Here is a 19,154-nt window from a genome sequence, read left to right as displayed (position 1 = left end):
GAGACATGACGCGTTTCGTGACGAAGGCAGCCGCCCTGACGGCTGCGGTGTTCCCGCTGGTCGGCGTAGGGGTCGCCGGTGCGCAGACCCAGGCGGTCGACGAGAAGACCGGCCCGGTCTCCTTCGCGAACATCGCCTCGGTGCGGATCGGGGACGAAGGGCAGCGCGGTGGCGCCCTGATCACCGAAACGCAACGATCGCCGCTGCTGCCCGGCCAGTCGAAGCTCGGCGTGGACCGCGTCTCGGTGCCCAAGGACGACGGCGAGCGCGCCACCTTCGGCGGGCACTACCAGATCGACCTCGGCCGCTACAGCGCGTCACAGAACCCGTACCCGCCGGGGGTCGCGAGCCGGGACCACAACGTCTTCGCCGCGCTGCAGGCCACCACCGTGCCCACCGCGGCCGCGGAGACCAACTACGCGCTGCGGGACAACTGGCAGGGCGGCGCCAGGCCGTCCGACAACACCGTGCTCGTGCTGGAAGGCGCCAAGACGGCGGTGGACTGCGCCGGCCCGGCGAAGCTGTCGGCCACCTCGTCGGTGACCCGGCTGTGGGTGCGCCAGGCCGGCGGCGGGCTCGGCATCGTCCCGGTGCCCGGCGGCACCGCCGGCCTCCAGCTGAAGAACCTGCGGCTCGGCCCGCCCGGCGACATCGGGAACGCCGACCGGGCGACCACGGTCTCCGACCTCAGGCTGACCCGCGTCGCCGCCTTCGACCAGCTGATCCGCCAGGACGGCTGGCGCGGGGGCGACGCCACCGCCGTCGCCGGCTGGCGGGTCGAGATCACCACGCACGTCAAGGACGCCGGCGGCGCCGCCCTGCAGGACGTGAAGACGACCATCGTGCTCGGCGGGGTCAGCTGCTCGATCCCGAAGGGGTTCGTCGCGAAGGCCGGCGGGCCGGCGGGCGGCACGAACGCCACGCAGCCCGCGGTGCCGACGCAGGTCCCGGCCGGCTACCTGGGCGCGGCCGCCCCGGCCACCGACGGCTCGCGCGTCCCGCTCGGCATCGGCCTGCTCTTCGGCGGGGTCTTCTTCGCCGCCGTCGCCCTGCTGCTGGGACGGCGGCGCAAGACCGGGTCGGGCTAGGTGCTGCGCACCGCGCTGGCCGCCGTCGCGGCGGCGCTGGCCGTGGCCGCCTTCGCGGCCGGGATCATCGTGCTGACCTGGCTGCCACCCGCCGCGACGCCGGTGGTGGCGGCGCCCCCGCCCGGCGCGCTGCCGGGCGAGAACGCCGCCCCGGCCGTGCTCCCCGCCGACAGCGAGACGGCCACCCAGCAGCGGCCGGGCACGGTCCGGCTGCCCGGCGGCGCCACCGCCCGCCTGGTCCGCACCGAACTGACCGACACCGGCGTGCTGCCGATCCCGCGCGGCCTCGGCGACGCGGCCTGGTGGGGCGCCAAGCTGGGCGCGGACCGAGGGGCGGCGGTGCTGTCCGGCCACGTGAACTGGGAGGGCGGGCGCGGGCCGTTCGACGAGCTGTGGCGGATGCGTGACGGCGACCAGGTGAGCGTGGTCGACGCCCGCGGCGGCCGGTGGGTCTACCGCGTCGACGACGTCGTCACGCTGCCGAAGGAGACGTTGCCGTCCCAGGCCGCCCGGTGGTTCGGGCAGGACGGCCCGCACCGGCTGGTGCTGGTGACCTGCGGCGGCGACTACGTCGGCGGCACCGAGGGCTACGACGAGAACCGCCTGGTCACGGCCAAGCTGGTGACGCGCCCCACCGGCTGATCGAGTTCGCTGCAACCTCCTGCGCCCGTCGCGGCATGCCTGTCCGTGCACTGCCCACGACAGCGAAGGAGCGCGAACCCATGCAGGAACGGAACCCGGCGGAGCCGAAAAAGGGCTCCGGCCGCTGGTGGATCGTCGGCGTCGCCGGGGCCTTCGTGGTCGCGGCGCTGGTCGCGACCCTGCTCGTGTTCACCGGAAAGGATGAACCCGCCGGCGCGAACGGCACCGGGACGCCCGTTCCGGCCGCGAACCAGCCGGCCCCGCAGGACCCTCGGCAGGACACCGGCCGGGCGCCGGCTCAGCTGTCCCTGCCCGGCGGCGGCACCGCCAAGCTGATCCAGGAGGACCTCGACGCCGCGGGCGCGCTCAAGATCCCCGAGGGCCTCGACGAGGCCGCCTGGTGGGGCGCGAAGCTCGGCGCCGACCACGGCGTCGCGCTGCTGTCCGGGCACGTGAACTGGAAGGGCAAGAAGGGCCCGTTCACCGAGCTCTGGCAGGTCAAGCAGGGGCAGGAGGTCAAGCTGACCGACGCCGCGGGCGGCGCATGGGTGTACAAGATCGAGGCCACCGAGACCGTGCACAAGTCCGAGCTCGCCGGCCGGTCCGAGCAGCTGTTCAACCCCGACGGGCCGCACAAGCTGCTGCTCGTCACCTGTGGCGGCGAGTACGTCGGCGGCAGCGAGGGGTACGAGGACAACCGCGTCGTGACGGCGTCGCTGGTGTCGCGGCCGTAGGCTCACCTGCGCGAAAAGCGATAGGTCCCGGCGGATACCCTGGACGTTCAAGTCCGATGAACCGTCCCCGCAAGCTTTTCGGAGCGTGGAGTGCCCACGAACACCATTGAGAAGATCATCAGCCTGTGCAAGCGCCGTGGTTTCGTCTTCGCCAGCGGAGAGATCTACGGCGGCACCCGTTCTGCGTGGGACTACGGGCCGCTCGGGGTCGAGCTCAAGGACAACATCAAGCGCCAGTGGTGGAAGACCGTCGTCCAGGGCCGCGACGACGTCGTCGGCCTCGACTCCTCGGTGATCCTGCCGCGTGAGGTCTGGGTCGCGTCGGGGCACGTCAACGTGTTCACCGACCCGCTGATCGAGTGCCTGTCGTGCCACAAGCGGTTCCGCGCCGACCAGCTCGCCGAGGAGTTCTCGGCGCGCACCGGCAAGGAGACCAGCGAGGACGACCTGTCCGAGGTGCCGTGCCCGAACTGCGGCACGCGCGGCAAGTACACCCCGCCGCGGGACTTCAACATGATGCTGAAGACCTACCTCGGCCCGGTGGAGTCCGAAGAGGGCCTGCACTACCTCCGTCCGGAGACCGCGCAGGGCATCTTCGTGAACTTCTCCAACGTCCAGACGACGTCGCGGAAGAAGCCGCCGTTCGGCATCGGCCAGATCGGCAAGTCCTTCCGCAACGAGATCACGCCGGGCAACTTCATCTTCCGGACGCGTGAGTTCGAGCAGATGGAGATGGAGTTCTTCGTCGAGCCGGGCGAGGACGAGCGCTGGCACCAGTACTGGATCGACGAGCGGACCAACTGGTACACCGACCTCGGCATCAAGGCCGAGAACCTGCGCCACTACGAGCACCCGAAGGAAAAGCTCTCGCACTACGCGAAGCGGACCGTCGACATCGAGTACCGGTTCGCGTTCAACGCGGGTCAGGAGTGGGGCGAGCTCGAGGGCATCGCGAACCGCACCGACTTCGACCTGACGACGCACTCGAACCACTCGGGCCAGGACCTGTCGTTCTTCGACCAGGCTTCGGGCCAGCGGTACCGGCCGTTCGTCATCGAGCCGGCCGCCGGTGTCGGCCGCTCGATGATGGCGTTCCTGGTGGACTCCTACGTCGAGGAAGAGGTGCCGAACGCCAAGGGCGGCACCGACACCCGCGTGGTGCTGAAGCTCGACCCGCGGCTTTCGCCGTTCAAGGTCGCGGTGCTGCCGCTGTCGCGCAACGCCGACCTGACCCCGAAGGCGAAGGAGGTCGCGGCGACGCTGCGCAAGCACTGGAACGTCGACTTCGACGACGCCCAGGCGATCGGCCGCCGCTACCGCCGCCAGGACGAGATCGGCACGCCGTACTGCGTCACGGTCGACTTCGACTCGCTCGAGGACCAAGCCGTGACCGTGCGCGAGCGCGACACGATGTCGCAGGAGCGCATCGCGATCGACAAGCTCGAGTCCTACCTGGCGGGCCGCCTCATCGGCTGCTGAGCCACCCGGGCCCGGGTACCCCTGACACCTGTCACGGCCAGGTCGTGACGCACGGTCTGGGGACCCGGGCCCGCCGGGCGGCAGCCTGGGGGCATGCGAGAAACAGACATCCGGGCGGTGGCGGCGGGGGCCGCGATCCACCTCACCGGCCTGCGGAAACACTACGGTGACGTCCACGCGGTCGACGGCGTCGACCTGACCATCGCCCCGGGCGAGGTGGTCGCCCTGCTCGGCCCGAACGGCGCCGGCAAGTCCACCACCGTCGACATGATCCTCGGCCTGACCAGCCCCGGTGACGGCGAAGTGCGCGTGTTCGGGCGCACGCCGATCGACGCCGTCCGCGCCGGGCTCATCGGCGCGATGCTGCAGGGCGGCGCCCTGATGGACGACCTGACCGTCGGCGAAACCGTCGGCATGGTCGCTGCGCTGCACCGCCGTCCGATGCCCGTGGCCGAGGCCCTGCGCGCGGCCGGCGTCGAGGAGCTGGCCGGCCGCCGCGCCAACAAGCTCTCCGGCGGCCAGAAACAGCGTGTGCGGTTCGCCGTCGCCCTCGTGAGCAACCCCGACCTGCTGATCCTCGACGAGCCGACCGCGGCGATGGACGTCGGCACCCGGCGCGAGTTCTGGCAGTCGATGTACTCCTTCACCGAGTCCGGCCGCACGGTCCTGTTCGCCACGCACTACCTCGAAGAGGCCGAGGAGTTCGCCGACCGGGTGGTGCTGATGCGCCGCGGCCGGATCGTCGCCGACGGCAGCGTCGCCGAGGTCCGCGCGCTGGCCGGCGGCCGCACCCTGCGCGCCGCCGTCCCGGGCGCCACCGAGGCGGTGATCGCCGCGCTGCCCGGGGTCAAGGAGTTCGAGCTGCGCGGCGACCGCGTCGCGATCTCCACCGCCGACTCCGACGCCACGCTCTGGGCGCTCAAGGCCGCGGTGCCGGCCGTGCACGACGTCGAGATCAGCGCCGTCGGCCTCGAAGGCGCCTTCCTGTCCCTGACCGCCGACGACTCCGCGGAGCCCGTGCGATGAACGCCACCTACCTGCTCACCGAGATCCGCCGGAACTTCCGGGCACCGCGGTTCCTGATCTTCGTCGTCGCCTTCCCGGTGCTGATGTTCCTGTTGCAGGCGAACGTCTTCACGAAGACCAGCGACCCGGACCACGCGCAGATCGCGGCCGTGATCATGATCAACATGATGACGTTCGGCGTCTTCGCCGCGGCGACCAACAGCGGGGCCCGGCTCGCCCTCGAACGCGCCGTCGGCTGGCAGCGGCAGCTGCGCCTGACCCCGCTGACCGGCACCGGCTACCTGGCCGGCAAGGGGATCTCCGGGATGCTCGTGGGACTGCCCGCGCTGGTCCTCGTCCCGGTGCTCGGGGTGCTGGCCGAGGGCGTGCACGTCGACGCGAGCGGCTGGGTCCGGATCTTCGCCGGCATCTGGCTCGGCACGATCCCGCTGGTGCTGCTGGGCCTGCTGCTCGGCCAGTTCGGCACGCCGGACTCGATGCAGCCGATCAACATGCTCGTGACGCTCGGCATGGGGTTCCTGGGCGGCCTGTGGATCCCGATCGAGTCGATGCCGGGCTGGATGCACGACGTCGCCCAGATCATGCCGACGTACTGGGTGCTGCAGGTGGCGCGACCGGCGGTGACCAGCGACATGGTGGTTTCGCTGCCGAACGCGGTGGGCGTGCTCGCCGGGTGGACCGTCGTGCTCGGAGCGCTGGTGATCAGGCGTTACCGTAAGGACAGCGCCCGCGTCTGAGGGCCGGAGGGGAACGGCGATGGCGGAGACCGGGAAACGCAGCTTCGGGCTGGACAGCAAGGAATCGTGGTGGGTGGACCCGCTGCCCGGCGCCCGCAAGCACGGGCCGGGCGGCTGGCGCTGGCCGTTCATGGCGGTGGTCATCCTGCTGCCGTTCCTCCTCCCGGTCACCCGCTCCCTGCTGGCGAAGCCCGCGGTGACCCCGGGGATCGTGCTCACCGCCGTCGTCGTCTACGTCTACTCCGCGTGTTACCTGGTGTTCCCGTACGTCTTCGACCGCGAACGCCGCGTGAAGCTGGCTTTCTGCGGCACGATGAACGTCCTGGGGCTCGCCTCGCTGGCGGCGGCCGCCGGCAGCGGGTTCGTCCTGCTCTACGGCACGGCGGTGACGGTGTTCCTGGTCCCCGCCGCCTGGGCGGTGATCCTCGATCTGCCCACGCTGGCCGTCGGCGCGGTGATCCTGCTGGAGCGAGGCCAGTTCCTGGACGGCTACGGCGACCTGATCACGGTCGCCTCGATTACGCTGGCGATGTTCTTCATGGCCAACCTCGTCCGCGCGGTCCGGCGGCTGGAACACGCGAACGAGGAGATCGCCACGCTGGCCGTGGCGAACGAGCGGGAGCGCCTGGCCCGCGACCTGCACGACCTGCTCGGGCACAGCCTCACCACGATCACGGTCAAGGCGGGGCTGGCCCGGCGGGTGCTGGAGAGCGCCGGCGACATCCCGCGCGCGGTCGAAGAGATCCGCGAGGTCGAGAGCCTGACCCGCAGCGCCCTCTCCGACGTCCGGGCGACCGTGTCGGCGAACCGCGAGGTGTCGCTGTCGGTGGAGCTCGTCGGGGCCAGGGCCGCGCTGCGGGCCGCGGAAATCGACGCCGACCTGCCGCACGCGGTCGACAACGTCCGGCCGGAGTTCCAGAACACCTTCGGTTACGTGCTGCGCGAAGCCGTCACGAACGTGCTGCGGCACTCCGGGGCCAAGCGGGTGAAGGTGAAGCTCGGCGGCAACTGGCTGGAGATCGAGGACGACGGCCGCGCCACCGAGGTCGTCGCGGGCAACGGCCTGCGCGGGCTCGCCGAGCGGCTGGCCGCGGCCGGGGGCACGCTGCGGACGTCGGTGCGGTCCGGGGGAGGATTGCTCGTGCGGGCGGAGATCCCGCTGCCCGAACCGAGCCCGGCCACCCCGGCCGTGCGCGCCGAACCCGCGGGAGGACTCGCTTGATCCGGGTGCTGCTGGCCGACGACCAGGCCATGGTCCGCGGGGCCCTGGCCACCGTGCTGGGCCTCGAGAACGACATCGAAGTGGTCGGGCAGGTCGGCTCCGGCGACGAGGTGGTGGCCGCCGCGCGGGCGGCCAAGCCGGACGTCGCCCTGCTGGACGTCCAGATGCCGGGCAAGGACGGGCTCGAAGCCGCGGCCGACCTGCGGGCCGCGCTGCCGTCGTGCCGGGTGATCATCTGCACGACGTTCGGCCGTCCCGGCTACCTCGCCCGCGCGATGGCGGCGGGGGCGGCCGGGTTCGTGGTCAAGGACGCGCCGCCGGAGCAGCTCGTCGAGGCCGTCCGCCGGGTCCACAGTGGACTGCGCGTGGTGGATCCGGCGCTGGCCGCGGAGTCACTGGCCACCGGGTCCAGCCCGCTCACCGCGCGGGAGCGGGACGTGCTGCGGGAAGCCAAGGACGGCAGCACGGTGGCCGACGTGGCCCGGGCCCTGCACCTTTCGGAAGGCACCGTCCGCAACCACCTGTCCGCGGCGATCGGGAAGACCGGCGCGCGGACGCGGGCCGAAGCCGTCCGCGTGGCGGAGGAGCGTGGCTGGCTCTGAGCCGCTTCTGAAAGAATGGGCCGGGTGGGTACCGCTGAACGCACCAAACCGTCGCTCGCGAGCTGGGCGCGCCGGATCGCCTTCGGGACGGTCCTCGTGCTGCTGGCCCTGGTCGGTGGCACCGCGTTCCGGGTGTGGCAGGTGGCCCGCGAGAACGACCGGACGCCCGCCGACGTCATCGTGGTGCTGGGCGCGGCGCAGTACAACGGCAGGCCGTCGGAGATCTACGCCGCCCGGCTGGCGAAGGCCAAGCAGCTCTACGACGCCGGCGTCGCGAAGACGATCGTCACCGCGGGCGGCAAGAAGGCCGAGGACAACTTCACCGAGGCCCGGGCGGGGCAGCTCTGGCTGACCCGGCGCGGCGTGCCGGCGTCGGCGACACTCGCCGTCGGCGAAGGCAGCGACACGCTGCGGAGCCTGCGCGCGGTCGCCCAGCAGGTCGAGGCACGCGGCTGGCGGACGGCGGTGCTGGTCAGCGACCCGTGGCACTCCTTCCGCGCCCGGACCATGGCCGGTGACCTGGGCCTGGAGTCCTGGACCGCGCCGACGCACAGCGGGCCGATCGTCCAGGAACGCGTCACCCAGGTGCGGTACATCGTCCGCGAGACCGGCGCGCTGCTGTACTACCGGCTGACCAAGACCCCGGCCGACGACCTGTTCGCGACGTTCCTGGGCTGAGCGTTCTGTCGGTGGCTCCGCTTACGCTGGTCGGGTGGACTACACCGAGCACGACACCGCCCGCCTGCTGCCGGAGCCGGCCAAGGGCGCGGCGCTGCCCGGCGCGCGGGCGGACGGGCGCAGCGCGTTCGCCCGCGACCGGGCCCGCGTGCTGCACTCCGCGGCGCTGCGGCGGCTGGCCGGCAAGACCCAGGTGGTCGGGCCGGGGGAGGGCGCCGAGGTCACCGGCGTCCCGCGCACGCGGCTGACGCACTCCCTGGAAGTCGCGCAGATCGGCCGGGGCATCGCCGAAGAGCTGGGCGCCGATCCGGACCTGGTCGACACCGCGGGGCTGGCGCACGACATCGGGCACCCGCCGTTCGGGCACAACGGCGAGCGCGCGCTCGACGAGGTGGCCACGGCGTGCGGGGGATTCGAGGGCAACGCGCAGACGTTGCGCATTCTCACCCGCCTCGAGCCGAAGCTGCTGTCCGCCGAGGGTGACCCGGTGGGGCTCAACCTGACCCGCGCGTGCCTGGACGCGACCACGAAGTACCCGTGGCCGCGCCGGCCGGGCCAGGCGAAGTACGGCGTGTACAGCGACGACGTCCCGGTGTTCGAGTGGGTTCGCGCGGGGGCGCCGGCGGAGCAGCGGTGCCTGGAAGCGCAGATCATGGACTGGGCCGACGACGTCGCGTACTCGGTGCACGACGTCGAGGACGGCGTGCTCGCCGGCCGGATCAAGCTGCGCGTGCTCGCCCACCCGGACGAGCGGGCGGCCGTCGCCGAGGCCGCCGCGAAGCACTTTTCGGCCCAGTCGGTGTCCACTTTGGAGGATGCGGCCGCAGAACTGCTGGAGCTGCCGGTGGTGGCGGCCCTGGTCTCGGCGGAGCCGGACGGGTCGCCGGGCGCCCAGGTCGCGTTGAAACGGCTGACCAGCGAGCTGGTCGGCCGGTTCACCACGGCGGCGGTCACGGGCACGCGCGAGGAGTACGGCGAGGGGCCGCTGGGGCGGTACCGGGCGAACCTGTGCGTCCCGGAGCAGGTGGCGGCGGAGGTGGCCCTGCTGAAGGCGCTGGCCCTGCGGTACGTGATGAGCGACCGCCGACGGCTGGCGATGCAGGAGGGCCAGCGCGAGCTGCTGATCGAGCTGGTCCACGCGCTGGCCCGCCGGGCCCCGGAGTCCCTCGACCCGCTGTTCGTCCCGGCCTGGGACGCGGCCGCGGACGACGCCGGCCTGCTCCGCGTGGTGGTCGACCAGGTCGCCTCCCTCACCGACGCCCAAGCCCACGTCTGGTACTCCTGGCACGTCACCCGCCTCCACCGCTGACGGATCTCGAACGTGACCGCAGAGGCATCACACGTGACTGGAGGGGCATCACACGTGACTGGAGGGGCATCGGGTGTGATGCCCGCCCAGACACGGGTGATGCCCGGCTGGACACGTGTGATGCCCGGCTGGGCACGGGAAATGCCTGTTGGCGTGCGGCTGGTGCCGCGAAACTTTCGCCGGATTTGTCATCCTCGGGTGGAGTTGCGCGTGGGGGGCCGGTGAAGGGTGGCGTTCCGGTAGTCTCGCCCGCATGGCCACGGACAGCCACCTCCGGTTCGCCCTCGCCGTCCACGCGGCCCTCGGTGCCGGGGGCGGGAACACCTGCTTTTCGCCGTATTCGGTGGCCAGTGCGCTGACCCTCGCCGCGCGCGCCGCGCGGGGCGGGACCCGGGACGAGCTCGTCGCGCTGCTCGGTGACCCGGACGAGCAGACCGTCCTGCTGCGGGAGGCCGCCCAGCTCGTCGAAGACGAAGCCGAGCTCGCCGTCGCCAACACGCTGTGGGCGGACGACCGGCTCCCGCTCGAGGACTCCTTCAAGGCCGCACTCGCCGAGTGGCCCGGGGCCGCCGTCGCGAGCGCGCCCTTCGAGAAGGAGCCCGAGTCCGCCCGCGCCATGATCAACGACGACGTCGGCCGGACCACGCGCGGGCTGATCCCGCAGCTGCTGCCGCCCGGCTCGATCGACTCCGACGTCGCCGCCGTGCTCGTCAACGCCCTCTACCTCAAGGCCGCGTGGAAACTGCCCTTCCGCGAGGCCAACACCGGCGACGCGCCGTTCCACGCGCCGTCCGGCACGCGGGACGTGCCGACCATGTGGCTCAGCGAGAAGGTCGGCTACGCGCACGCCGGCGGCTGGCAGGCGGTGCAGCTCGTCGCGGCCGGTGGCCTGCAGGCCGTCGTGCTGCTGCCCGACGGCGACCTCGCCGAGGCGGAGACCCAGCTCGACGAGGCGAAGCTGACGGCCCTGCTCGGCGAAATCCGCTTCAAGCCGGTGGAACTCGCGCTCCCCAAGGTCTCGCTCGACGAGTCCGGCAAGCTCGCCGGCGTGCTGGGCGGCCTCGGCGTGCGCACGCTGTTCACCGACCTCGCCGACCTGACCGGCCTCTCGCCGGACCCGCGGCTGACCGTGTCCGAGGTGCTGCACCAGGCCGTGCTGCGCGTCGACGAACAGGGCTTCGAGGGGGCCGCGGCCACCGCGCTCGTCATGCGCCTCACCTCGATGATGATCGACGACCCGGTCGCCGTCACGGTGGACCGGCCGTTCCTGCTGCTGGTCCGGCACGCCGGGACCGGGGCGCTCTACTTCCTCGCCAGGGTGGTCGAACCGTGAGCTTGAAGTCCGAAGCCGTCCCCGAGCTGGTGCCACCCGCCGCCGAACCGCCCGAGGGCCCGAAGCGCTGGGCGTGGCCGGACTCCGCGATCGCCGGCGGGTTCCTGCTGTTCACGATCCTGCTCTACAACGGGCTGTGGTTCGACCTCAAGCGCGGCTACCTCTGGAACGGCGGCGCCGACCAGAGCCAGTGGGAGTGGTACTCGACGGTCGTCGCGAAGGCCGTCCTGCACTTCGAGAACCCGTTCACCACGGACCTGCAGAACTACCCGCTCGGCGTCAACATGGCGGCGAACGCGGCGATGTTCGGCCTGAACATCCCGCTGGCGCCCCTCACGCTGACCTTCGGCGCGACACTCACCTGGGCCATCGTGCTCACCGCCGGACTCGCCGGCACCGCGACCGGCTGGTACTGGGTGTTCTCCCGCCACCTGGTGCCGAACCGGACGGCGGCCGCGATCGGCGGCGCGTTCTGCGGCTTCGCGCCGCCGATGATCTCGCACGGCAACGCGCACCCCAACTTCGTCGTGCTGTTCGTGCTGCCGTTCATCGCGCTGAAGACCATCCAGATCGCGCGCGGCGAACGCCCGGTGCGCAACGGCATCGTGCTCGGGGTGCTCGTCGCGTGGCAGATCCTGCTGGGCGAAGAGCCGCTGGCCATCTTCGCGCTCGCCTTCATCGTGTTCGCGGTCGCGTACCTGATCCCGCACCGCGCGGAGATCCGCGGCATGCTGGCGCCGCTGGGCAAGGGCGTCGGGATCGGCGCGGTCGTGGCCCTGCTGATCGCCGGATTCCCGCTGTACTGGCAGTTCTTCGGCCCGCAGAGCTTCCACTCGCTGCTGCACGGCTCGGCCGGCAACGACACGGCGGCCTTCACGCGCTTCGCGACGCAGTCGGTCGCCGGCGCGCCCGAGGCGGCCGCGGACGTCTCGATGAACCGCACCGAGGAGAACGCGTTCTTCGGCTGGCCGCTGATCGTGCTCATGGTGATGCTGACGATCTGGCTGTGGCGTGACGTCGTTTCGCGGGCGCTGGCGATCACGATGTACGTCATGGCCCTGCTTTCGCTGGGCATCGAGATCACGGTGGCGCACGAAGACACCGGCGTCGCCGGCCCGTGGAAGTGGCTGGGCCAGCTGCCGCTGCTCGACTCGCTGCTCGAATCCCGCCTGGCCATGGGCTGCATCCCGGCGGTGGGCGCGCTCCTGGCGATCGCCACGCACCGCGTCTGGACGGCGGCGGCGCAGCTGACGGCGCCGCCGGAGGGCAAGCCCGCGTTCCCGCTGCGGATGATCTGGATCGGCGCGGTGGTGGCCGTGCTGCTGCCGATCGCGCCGACGGAGCTGGTGACGCACCAGCGTCCCCTCTCGCCGCCGTTCTTCGCCGACGGGATCTGGCGCCAGTACGTCGCGCCGGGCGGGTCGCTGGTGCCGGTGCCGCTGCCGAGCACCGGGGAGGCCGAGCCGCTGCACTGGCAGGTCGACGCGGGCCTCGGCTACCCGATGCCGGAAGGCTACTTCGTCGGCCCGACGTCCCCGGACGACCGCCGCGGCCGCTACGGCGCCGTCCCGCGGCCGACGTCGGACCTGTTCGCGCAGGTGGAACGCACCGGCCAGGCGGCGCAGGTCACCGAGGCCGACCGCACCCAGGCGCTCACGGACCTGCGGGCCTGGAAAGCGAGCGTGCTCGTGGTCGGGCCCCGGCAGAATCAGGAAGCCCTGAAGTCCACTGTGGAACTGCTGCTGCGCAAGCCCGCGGAGTTCGTCGGCGGCGTGTGGATCTGGGACGTCCGTCCCCTGACGGCGTGATGGGAATGACCACTGTGGACGAACAGGGCCGCCCCGAGCCGCCCCTCGACGGTGACGAAGTCACCACGCTCCTCGGTTTCCTGGACTTCCACCGGGAAACCCTGGCCTGGAAGTGCGCCGGGCTGGCCGCGGCGGACCTGCGCGCGACCCACCCGCCGTCCACGATGACGCTCGGCGGGCTGCTCAAGCACCTGGCCTACGTGGAGGACTACTGGTTCGCGTACGTGCTGGGCGGCCGCGACCGGATGGCGCCGTTCGACGCGGTCGACTGGGCGGCCACGCCGGACTGGGACTGGGATTCGGCCGTGCGGGACTCCCCGGAGCAGCTGCGCGAACTCTGGGCGGCGGCGGTCGGCCGAGCCCGGGCGGCGGTCGCGGAAGCGCTGGCGGACGGCGATCTGACGCAGCGGGCCCGGCGTCCCCGCGGGGACGGCAGCGCGCCGACGCTGCGCTGGATCCTGGTCCACATGGTCGAGGAGTACAGCCGCCACAACGGCCACGCCGACCTGATCCGCGAGGCGCTCGACGGCAGCACGGGGGAGTAGCCGGCCGTTATCCTGGACCGGGTGAAAAACGGCTGGTACCCCGAGGGCCGATGACGAAGGGACCCTCCTGCGGGTGTTCCGCCGCGTGCTCGGCCCGGAGGTCCTGCTCGAGGAGATGGGCGCGTGGCCGGGACGCAACGTCGTAGTGCGCGGGAAGCGGCCCGTGACTGGGCGGCGGGTGCCACGACCGCCGCGATGACCGCCAGGTGGCCGTTCGCCGAGTTCGGGGCGTGGGCCGAAGCGTGCGAACGGGACCGGGTGGCGGTCCGGTTCCCGGACGCCGAGTCGGCCCTCGCGCGGGTGCTCACCTTCCTCGACGGCTGAAGCGCGGCCTACCCGAGCCGCATCCCGCCGGTCAGAGCCGCAGGCCGACCAGCTTGGCCAGGAACCGGTCCAGCTGCTCCACCGCGGGCGGCCAAGGCAGGTCCGGCTCGTTGATCCGCTGGGCCAGCATGCCGTTGACGGCCGTCCGCAGGTCGATCGCGACGGTCGCGGCGTCGCCGGCCGGAGCCACGCCCGCGTCCATGCACGCCTGGACCGCCTCGGTCGTGCGGGCGACCATGACCTCCTTGAACGGCATGCCGAGCCGCCGGTGGACCTTGCTCTCGTGCAGCACCTTGTAGAGCCCGGAATGCTCCCGCGCCCACTCCGCCTGGGCGAGGATCCGGGCGCGCAACGCGGCCGCCGGATCCGGGGCGGCGGCCGCGGCGGCGTCGCCGGTGCGGACCAGCTCCTCGTGGCAGCGCTGCATCGCGGCCAGCACGAGGGCGTCGCGGTCCGGGAAGTGTAGGTAGACCGACGTCGCCGCGATCGACACCTCGCGCGCGACGGCCCGCAATGACAGCGCTTCGTCGTCGGCGAGCTCGTCGAGCATCCGGACGGCGGCCGTGACGATCTCTTCGCGCAGCAGTTCGCCCTTGCCGCGGGCGTTCGGCCGCCTCCTGGTCTCTTCCATCGGCACCCAGTGTAGCTGGACACCTATTGCGCTACAGGTGTAGCGTCATTCGCACTACCGCTGTAGCGCTACGAACGTTCACCAACTTGAGGGAGCACGGACTTGACCACCACCGAAACGCCGTCGAACCTCGAACGGCTGGCCGCGCTCGACCCGGTCTTCGCCCAGATGGTCGGGGCCACCGCCGGGTACGTCCGGTCGATCCCCGAGCTGACCGACCGCGAGAAGACCTTCCTGTGCGTCACGGCCGACGTCTGCCAGGCGAGCCTGGGCCTGGCCTTCGCCGCCCACGTGCGGGCCGGGCTCGCGGCCGGGGTGTCCACCGCGGACATCCGCGAACTGCTGCGGTTCGTCTCCTACGACTGCGGCTACCACGCCGCGACCGCGGGTGTCGAGCGGATCGCCGAGCTCGAGGCGGAACTCGGCCTGGCGCGTCCGGACGCCGAACCCCTGGCCCCGGAGCTGGTGTCGACCGGGCCGGACGCGGCACCCAGCCCGTTGCCGGACGCGGTGCGGGCCCGGCTGACCGAGCTGGACCCGCACTTCACCGGCTACTTCGACCTGCAGTCGCGGATGCGCACCGGGCACGGGCCGGGCACGCTCAGCGAACGCGAGCGCGGTCTGGTGAGCCTCAGTGTCGACGTCCACTACCAGACCCTCGCCGACACGTTCCGCACGCACGTCGGGCGTGCGCTGCGAGGTGGCGCGTCGCCGGAGGACGTCCGCGCTGCGCTGCGGTTCACTGCGCAGTTCGGCGTCACCCGGGCCTGGCACGCCTGGGAAGCGCTGAACGCGATCCTGGCCTAACCGAGGACTTCGTCCGCGAGCCGGCTCAGGTAGCCGGCGAACCGCTCGCGGTCCTCCTCGGGCCAGTGGCCCACCAGTGCTTCGAACGCCTGGCGCTGGTGGGCCTGCGAAGCGTCGAGGAACTCCTTCGCCGTGTCGGTGAGGGTGAGCACCGCGCGGCGCGCGTCACGCGTCGACGTCGAGCGCACGACGAAGCCCGCTCGCGCCGCTTCGGTCACCATCCGGCTGGCCACCGAACGGTCGATGCCCAGCTGGCGGGCCACGTCCGCGACGGTCACCTCCTCGCCGGTCGCGCCGTCGATCGCCTGGATGACGAAGAGGTTCGGCACGGTCCACGACGCCGGTGCGCCGGCGGCGAAGCGCTCGACGACGTCGGGGGCCCACTGACGCGCCCAGTGCCGCACCAAGCGGAAGAGTGCCGGGCCACCGTGGCTTGATGTGTGCATAAGGCACACTATAACGTGTGCTTTATGCACGCATCTCGGAAGCTCGCCTACGCCGGGCTCCTGCTCGGCATGGCCATGGCCCAGTTGGACGGCCTCGTCCTCACCGCGGCCCTGCCGTCGATCGGCGCCGATCTGCACGCCCGTACCGGGCTCGTCGCCGTCACCGCCGCCGGCCTGCTGACCCTGACCGTCGCGACGCCGCTGCACGGCAGGCTCGGGGACCTGTACGGCCGCCGGATCTGCTTCGCCGGGTCGGTCCTGGTGTTCGCCGCCGCGTCCGCCTGGTGCGCCGCCGCGGCCGGCCTCGGCTCGCTGATCGCCGCCCGGGCGCTGCAGGGCCTGGGCGGCAGCGGGCTGATCGTGACGGCGATGAGCGCGCTCGGCGAGCTGTTCGACCGCGACGAACTGCTGCGCCGCCAGGGCCGGCAGACGGCGGTGTTCGCGGCCGCCACCCTGGGCGGGCCGCCGCTGGGCGGGGTGCTCGCGGCCGGGCCCGGCTGGCGGTGGATCTTCCTGGTCAACCTGCCGCTGAGCGTGCCCGCCCTGGTGCTCGGGCTGCGCGGGTTGCCTGCGAAACCGCGTCGGGACAAGGAGAAGTTCGACGTCCCGGGCAGCGCTCTGCTGGCCGTCGCGGGCGCCGCCGTCGTCGCGCTCGGCACGGTCGACGCGCTGGCTCGCAGTCCACTGTGGACGCCGGTGCTGCTCGGCGCGGCCGTGGTGGCGGGCTTGCTGTTCGTCCGGCGGCAACGCCGCACGCCGAGCCCGCTGATCTCGCCAAAGGTGTTCGCGGACACCGTCCTCAAGCGGGCGGTGGTGGTCAACGGCCTGGCGGGCGCCGCGCTCTACGGCACCTTCACCTACGTCGCCCTGGTCGCCGCGTCCGGCGCGGGTGCGGCGGCCACCGGCCTGCTGCTCGTCGCCATGACCGCGGGACAGCTCGCCTTCTCGACGTCGTTCGCCGCACTGGCCCGGCGGCACCCGGACATGACGGCGTGGGGCCGGGCCGGCTGCCTGCTCGGCACGGCCGGACTCGCCGCGATCGCCGCCGCGGCCGCCTTCGACGGCGCACCCTGGCTCCTCGCCCCGGGCTTGTTCGCGATCGGTGCGGCCTTCGCCGTCTGCACGTCGGCTTACACCGTCCTCGGCCAGACGCGGGCCGACCGTACGCTGCTGGGCGTCACGCTCGGGTCGCTGACCTTCGCCCGGCAGGCCGGCGGACTGGCCGGGGCCGCGGTGTTCGGCTGGCTCGCGCTGGCCGCGACCGGCGGGCTGGCCGCGGCGGGACTCACCGTCGTGTTCGCCGCCGCGGCCGTGACGATGCTGGTGGCGTGGCTCACGTCGCCGCGTGTCACGTCGGACGGCGCCGTCTCGTCCAGCCCGTAGACCGAGACGAAGGAGACCGCCATGCCGCGCATTCCCGCCAAGAAGACGTCCGAAGCCGGGCTCTTCCTCAAGCTCGCCTACCGGATCGCCCGCCGCCGCTTCGGCGCGGTGCCCGAGCCGATGGCCGTCACCGCGCACCACTCCGGCCTGCTGCGGACGTACCTGGTGCACGAGCTGCTGGCCGAACGGGCGTCGAAGAAGCTTCCGGCGAACGTGCGCGAGCTCGCCGTGTACCGGGTCGCGACGCGGATCGGCTGCTCGTGGTGCGTCGACTTCGGCACCATGCTGCAGAAGCACGAGGGCCTCGACATCGAGCGGCTCACGAAGATCGACGACTACGCGACCTCGCCCGCGTTCAGCCGGCCCGAGCGGCTGGCGCTCGCCTACGCCGACGCGATGTCCGCCGACCAGGTGAGCGTGACCGACGAGCAGGTCGCCGAGCTCGAGCGCGAATTCGGCCGCGACGGCCTCCTCGAGCTGACCTACCAGATCGCGCTGGAGAACTCCCGCGCCCGGATGAACAGCGCGCTCGGCCTCGTCGACCAGGGCTTCACCTCCGGCGAGGCGTGCCGGGTCCCGCTCCCGTAGGAGGCGCCGAACCCGACCCCGGTGGGACGCGCCACCGGGGTCCGCCGCGGGACCGTTCACCGCATGCACCTCGTCGCCAGTGAACGGATCAAGCTCTTCAGCATCGCCACGCCCTGGACGTGCGGCCTCTTCGCGCTCGTCGCGATGGCCATGCCGGCCGCGATCACCGCGCTCAGCGCCTCCGAATCCCACCTGCCGCCCACGGTCGCGAGCACCCAGTTCGGCTACCAGCTCGCCCTGATCGCCGTGCTGCTGCTCGGCGCGCTCGCCGTGACCAGCGAATACCACACCGGCACGATCCACGGCACCTTCCAGTCCGTGCCGAGCCGGACGCCGGTGCTGGTGGCCAAGGCCGCGCTCGTCGCCGGGTACGCGTTCCTGCTCGGCGAAGCCGCCGCGTTCACCGCCTGGCTGGTGGCCCGGGTCCTCGCCCCGGACGCCGACCTCGCCCTCGACAGCGCCGCGGACTGGCGGATCGTCGCCGGGACCGGACCGGTGTTCGCGGCGGCCGCCGTCTGCGGGGTCGGCGTGGGCCTGCTCCTGCGGTACACGGCCGGTGCCGTGGCGCTGCTCGTCGTCTACCCGCTGATGGCCGAGAACGTCGTCCTGCTGATCCCGCGGGCCGGGCAGGCGATCCACCGGTGGCTGCCGCTGAACGCCGTCACGAAGTTCCTCAGCGGGCACGGCGAGGCGAACGCGGGCCGGGACGGCGGCAACGCCACCGTCCTGTCCGATTCGCCGCTGAGCCCGGGCTGGGCGCTGGCCTACTTCGGGGCCTTCGCCGCTGTGCTGCTGGCCGCCGGGATCACGAAGGCGCGTCGCCGGGACGTGTGATCCGGGCCAGCTTGTCGGGGTTGACGACGTCGTAGATCGCCACGATCCGGCCGTCGCGGACGGTCATCGCCTGAACGTGCTCGTCGAGGGCGAAGAGGCCGTCGCGGGCCGGCTGCGGGGCGAGGTACACCCCGAGGTCGCCGTTGACGAGCACCGGCGTGCCGCTGGTGAGCACCCCGGACGGGTACTTCCGCGTGAGGCCCACGAAGAACCGGGCGATCTTGTCCGCGCCGACGATGAGCTGGCGCGTGGTCCGGCCCTTGCCGTTCGAGTCGCCGATGAGCACGACGTCCGGGGCGAGCAGCTCGGTCATCGCCCGGACGTCCCCGGCCTGCAGCGCGACGACGAACTTCTCGAGGATCTTCGCCTGGTCGTCCAGCGGGACGCGCGGCGCCGGGTCGGCGTCGGCGAGGGCCTTGCGGCCGCGGGACGCGTACTGGCGCGCCGCGTCGACGGAGACGCCGAGCGCGTCCGCGATCTCCGTGAACGGAACCGAGAAGGCGTCGTGCAGGACGAACGCGACGCGCTGCTCCGGCGTCAGCTTGTCGAGGACGACCAGCGCGGCCATCCGCAGCCCGTCGTCGCGCACCGCGACGTCGAGGGGGTCCTCGCTGACCGGCCGCCCGAACGGCGTGACGACCGGCTCGGGCAGCCAGTTGCCGATGTAGCGCTCCCGCTGCGCGGCGGCCGACTTGAGCCGGTCGAGGCAGATGCGGCCGACGACCGTGGTCAGCCAGGCCCGCAGGTCGCGGATGGCCGCCCGGCCGGCGTCGTCCAGCCCGGCCAGGCGGAACCAGGACTCCTGGACGGCGTCCTCGGCGTCGGCACGGGTGCCGGTCAGCCGGTAGGCCACGCCGATCAGGTGGCCGCGGTGCGCGGCGAACTGGGCGGCGAGCGCGTCCTGGGTCGTGGTCGTGGAGGCCATGCCCCGAGTGTGC

General features: G+C 72.5%; 21 protein-coding genes. 18 read left to right on the top strand and 3 right to left on the bottom strand.

Annotation, left to right across the window (positions count from 1 at the left end):
- Positions 1-5 precede the first annotated feature (5 nt).
- The 14 genes from DV20_RS08290 to DV20_RS44760 all read left to right on the top strand — a co-directional run bounded on the left by DV20_RS08290 (position 6) and on the right by DV20_RS44760 (position 13,527).
- A complete protein-coding gene (locus DV20_RS08290) occupies positions 6-1,088 on the top strand; it encodes a hypothetical protein (protein ID WP_043777987.1) in 1,083 nt (360 codons plus the stop codon).
- The gene (locus DV20_RS08285) at positions 1,089-1,730 is read left to right on the top strand and encodes a class F sortase (protein ID WP_043777986.1); all 642 of its coding nucleotides are present in this window, start codon (positions 1,089-1,091) and stop codon (positions 1,728-1,730) included. It begins immediately after the preceding gene.
- An 80-nt stretch (positions 1,731-1,810) separates the two neighbouring features.
- Entirely contained in the window at positions 1,811-2,464 is a 654-nt protein-coding gene (locus DV20_RS08280; protein WP_043777985.1) for a class F sortase, read from the top strand.
- A 90-nt stretch (positions 2,465-2,554) separates the two neighbouring features.
- Positions 2,555-3,943 carry a glycine--tRNA ligase gene (locus DV20_RS08275; protein WP_043777983.1) on the top strand — a complete coding sequence of 463 codons (1,389 nt, stop codon included), beginning with the start codon at positions 2,555-2,557 and terminating at the stop codon, positions 3,941-3,943.
- Positions 3,944-4,036: 93 nt separating this feature from the next.
- Positions 4,037-4,969, top strand: a complete 933-nt coding sequence (locus DV20_RS08270; RefSeq protein WP_051735846.1) for an ABC transporter ATP-binding protein — start codon at positions 4,037-4,039, stop codon at positions 4,967-4,969.
- Positions 4,966-5,706, top strand: a complete 741-nt coding sequence (locus DV20_RS08265; protein ID WP_043777978.1) for an ABC transporter permease — start codon at positions 4,966-4,968, stop codon at positions 5,704-5,706. Before DV20_RS08270 ends, DV20_RS08265 begins: the two co-directional genes overlap by 4 nt.
- 19 nt (positions 5,707-5,725) lie before the next feature.
- Positions 5,726-6,928 (top strand): sensor histidine kinase, encoded by a 1,203-nt coding sequence (locus DV20_RS08260; RefSeq protein ID WP_043777976.1) that lies wholly within the window; start codon positions 5,726-5,728, stop codon positions 6,926-6,928.
- The gene (locus tag DV20_RS08255) at positions 6,925-7,530 is read left to right on the top strand and encodes a response regulator transcription factor (protein WP_043777973.1); all 606 of its coding nucleotides are present in this window, start codon (positions 6,925-6,927) and stop codon (positions 7,528-7,530) included. The genes DV20_RS08260 and DV20_RS08255 overlap by 4 nt, the downstream gene beginning before the upstream one ends.
- A gap of 24 nt (positions 7,531-7,554) precedes the next feature.
- Positions 7,555-8,208: a YdcF family protein gene (locus tag DV20_RS08250; protein WP_043778071.1), complete on the top strand. Its 654-nt coding sequence runs from the start codon at positions 7,555-7,557 to the stop codon at positions 8,206-8,208.
- A 34-nt stretch (positions 8,209-8,242) separates the two neighbouring features.
- Positions 8,243-9,517, top strand: coding sequence for a deoxyguanosinetriphosphate triphosphohydrolase (locus tag DV20_RS08245; RefSeq protein WP_043777969.1), 1,275 nt, complete (start codon positions 8,243-8,245; stop codon positions 9,515-9,517).
- 253 nt (positions 9,518-9,770) lie between these two features.
- Positions 9,771-10,850, top strand: coding sequence for a serpin family protein (locus DV20_RS08240; RefSeq protein ID WP_043777964.1), 1,080 nt, complete (start codon positions 9,771-9,773; stop codon positions 10,848-10,850).
- Positions 10,847-12,658, top strand: coding sequence for a hypothetical protein (locus DV20_RS08235; protein WP_043777962.1), 1,812 nt, complete (start codon positions 10,847-10,849; stop codon positions 12,656-12,658). The genes DV20_RS08240 and DV20_RS08235 overlap by 4 nt, the downstream gene beginning before the upstream one ends.
- Before the next feature lie 5 nt (positions 12,659-12,663).
- Positions 12,664-13,203: a DinB family protein gene (locus tag DV20_RS08230; protein WP_043777959.1), complete on the top strand. Its 540-nt coding sequence runs from the start codon at positions 12,664-12,666 to the stop codon at positions 13,201-13,203.
- 123 nt (positions 13,204-13,326) lie between these two features.
- Positions 13,327-13,527, top strand: coding sequence for a hypothetical protein (locus DV20_RS44760; RefSeq protein WP_152603656.1), 201 nt, complete (start codon positions 13,327-13,329; stop codon positions 13,525-13,527).
- 31 nt (positions 13,528-13,558) lie between these two features.
- On the opposite strand, the gene DV20_RS08225 is transcribed toward DV20_RS44760, so the two are convergent.
- Positions 13,559-14,158: a TetR/AcrR family transcriptional regulator gene (locus tag DV20_RS08225; RefSeq protein ID WP_200876373.1), complete on the bottom strand. Its 600-nt coding sequence runs from the start codon at positions 14,156-14,158 to the stop codon at positions 13,559-13,561.
- A 102-nt stretch (positions 14,159-14,260) separates the two neighbouring features.
- Here DV20_RS08225 and DV20_RS08220 point away from each other — a divergent pair, with 102 nt between their 5' ends.
- Positions 14,261-14,965, top strand: coding sequence for a carboxymuconolactone decarboxylase family protein (locus tag DV20_RS08220; RefSeq protein WP_043777953.1), 705 nt, complete (start codon positions 14,261-14,263; stop codon positions 14,963-14,965).
- Here DV20_RS08220 and DV20_RS08215 read toward each other — a convergent pair.
- Complete coding sequence (locus DV20_RS08215; RefSeq protein ID WP_043777951.1) at positions 14,962-15,411, bottom strand: MarR family winged helix-turn-helix transcriptional regulator; 450 nt, start codon at positions 15,409-15,411, stop codon at positions 14,962-14,964. The two genes, DV20_RS08220 and DV20_RS08215, sit on opposite strands and share 4 nt — an antisense overlap.
- 24 nt (positions 15,412-15,435) lie before the next feature.
- Between DV20_RS08215 and DV20_RS08210 the strand changes: the two genes are divergently transcribed.
- The 3 genes from DV20_RS08210 to DV20_RS08200 all read left to right on the top strand — a co-directional run bounded on the left by DV20_RS08210 (position 15,436) and on the right by DV20_RS08200 (position 18,216).
- Positions 15,436-16,794: an MFS transporter gene (locus DV20_RS08210; protein WP_043777949.1), complete on the top strand. Its 1,359-nt coding sequence runs from the start codon at positions 15,436-15,438 to the stop codon at positions 16,792-16,794.
- Positions 16,795-16,815: 21 nt separating this feature from the next.
- Complete coding sequence (locus DV20_RS08205) at positions 16,816-17,382, top strand: carboxymuconolactone decarboxylase family protein (protein WP_043777947.1); 567 nt, start codon at positions 16,816-16,818, stop codon at positions 17,380-17,382.
- Positions 17,383-17,445: 63 nt separating this feature from the next.
- Positions 17,446-18,216 carry an ABC transporter permease gene (locus DV20_RS08200; protein WP_043777945.1) on the top strand — a complete coding sequence of 257 codons (771 nt, stop codon included), beginning with the start codon at positions 17,446-17,448 and terminating at the stop codon, positions 18,214-18,216.
- Here the strand turns inward: DV20_RS08200 and DV20_RS08195 are convergent.
- Positions 18,188-19,141 carry a sigma-70 family RNA polymerase sigma factor gene (locus tag DV20_RS08195; protein ID WP_043777942.1) on the bottom strand — a complete coding sequence of 318 codons (954 nt, stop codon included), beginning with the start codon at positions 19,139-19,141 and terminating at the stop codon, positions 18,188-18,190. The two genes, DV20_RS08200 and DV20_RS08195, sit on opposite strands and share 29 nt — an antisense overlap.
- Positions 19,142-19,154: the final 13 nt, after the last annotated feature.

It is taken from the genome of Amycolatopsis rifamycinica, assembly GCF_000695625.1.
In the GTDB taxonomy this organism is placed as follows: Bacteria; Actinomycetota; Actinomycetes; order Mycobacteriales; family Pseudonocardiaceae; genus Amycolatopsis; species Amycolatopsis rifamycinica.
This window is presented reverse-complemented; position numbering and strand designations above follow the sequence as displayed.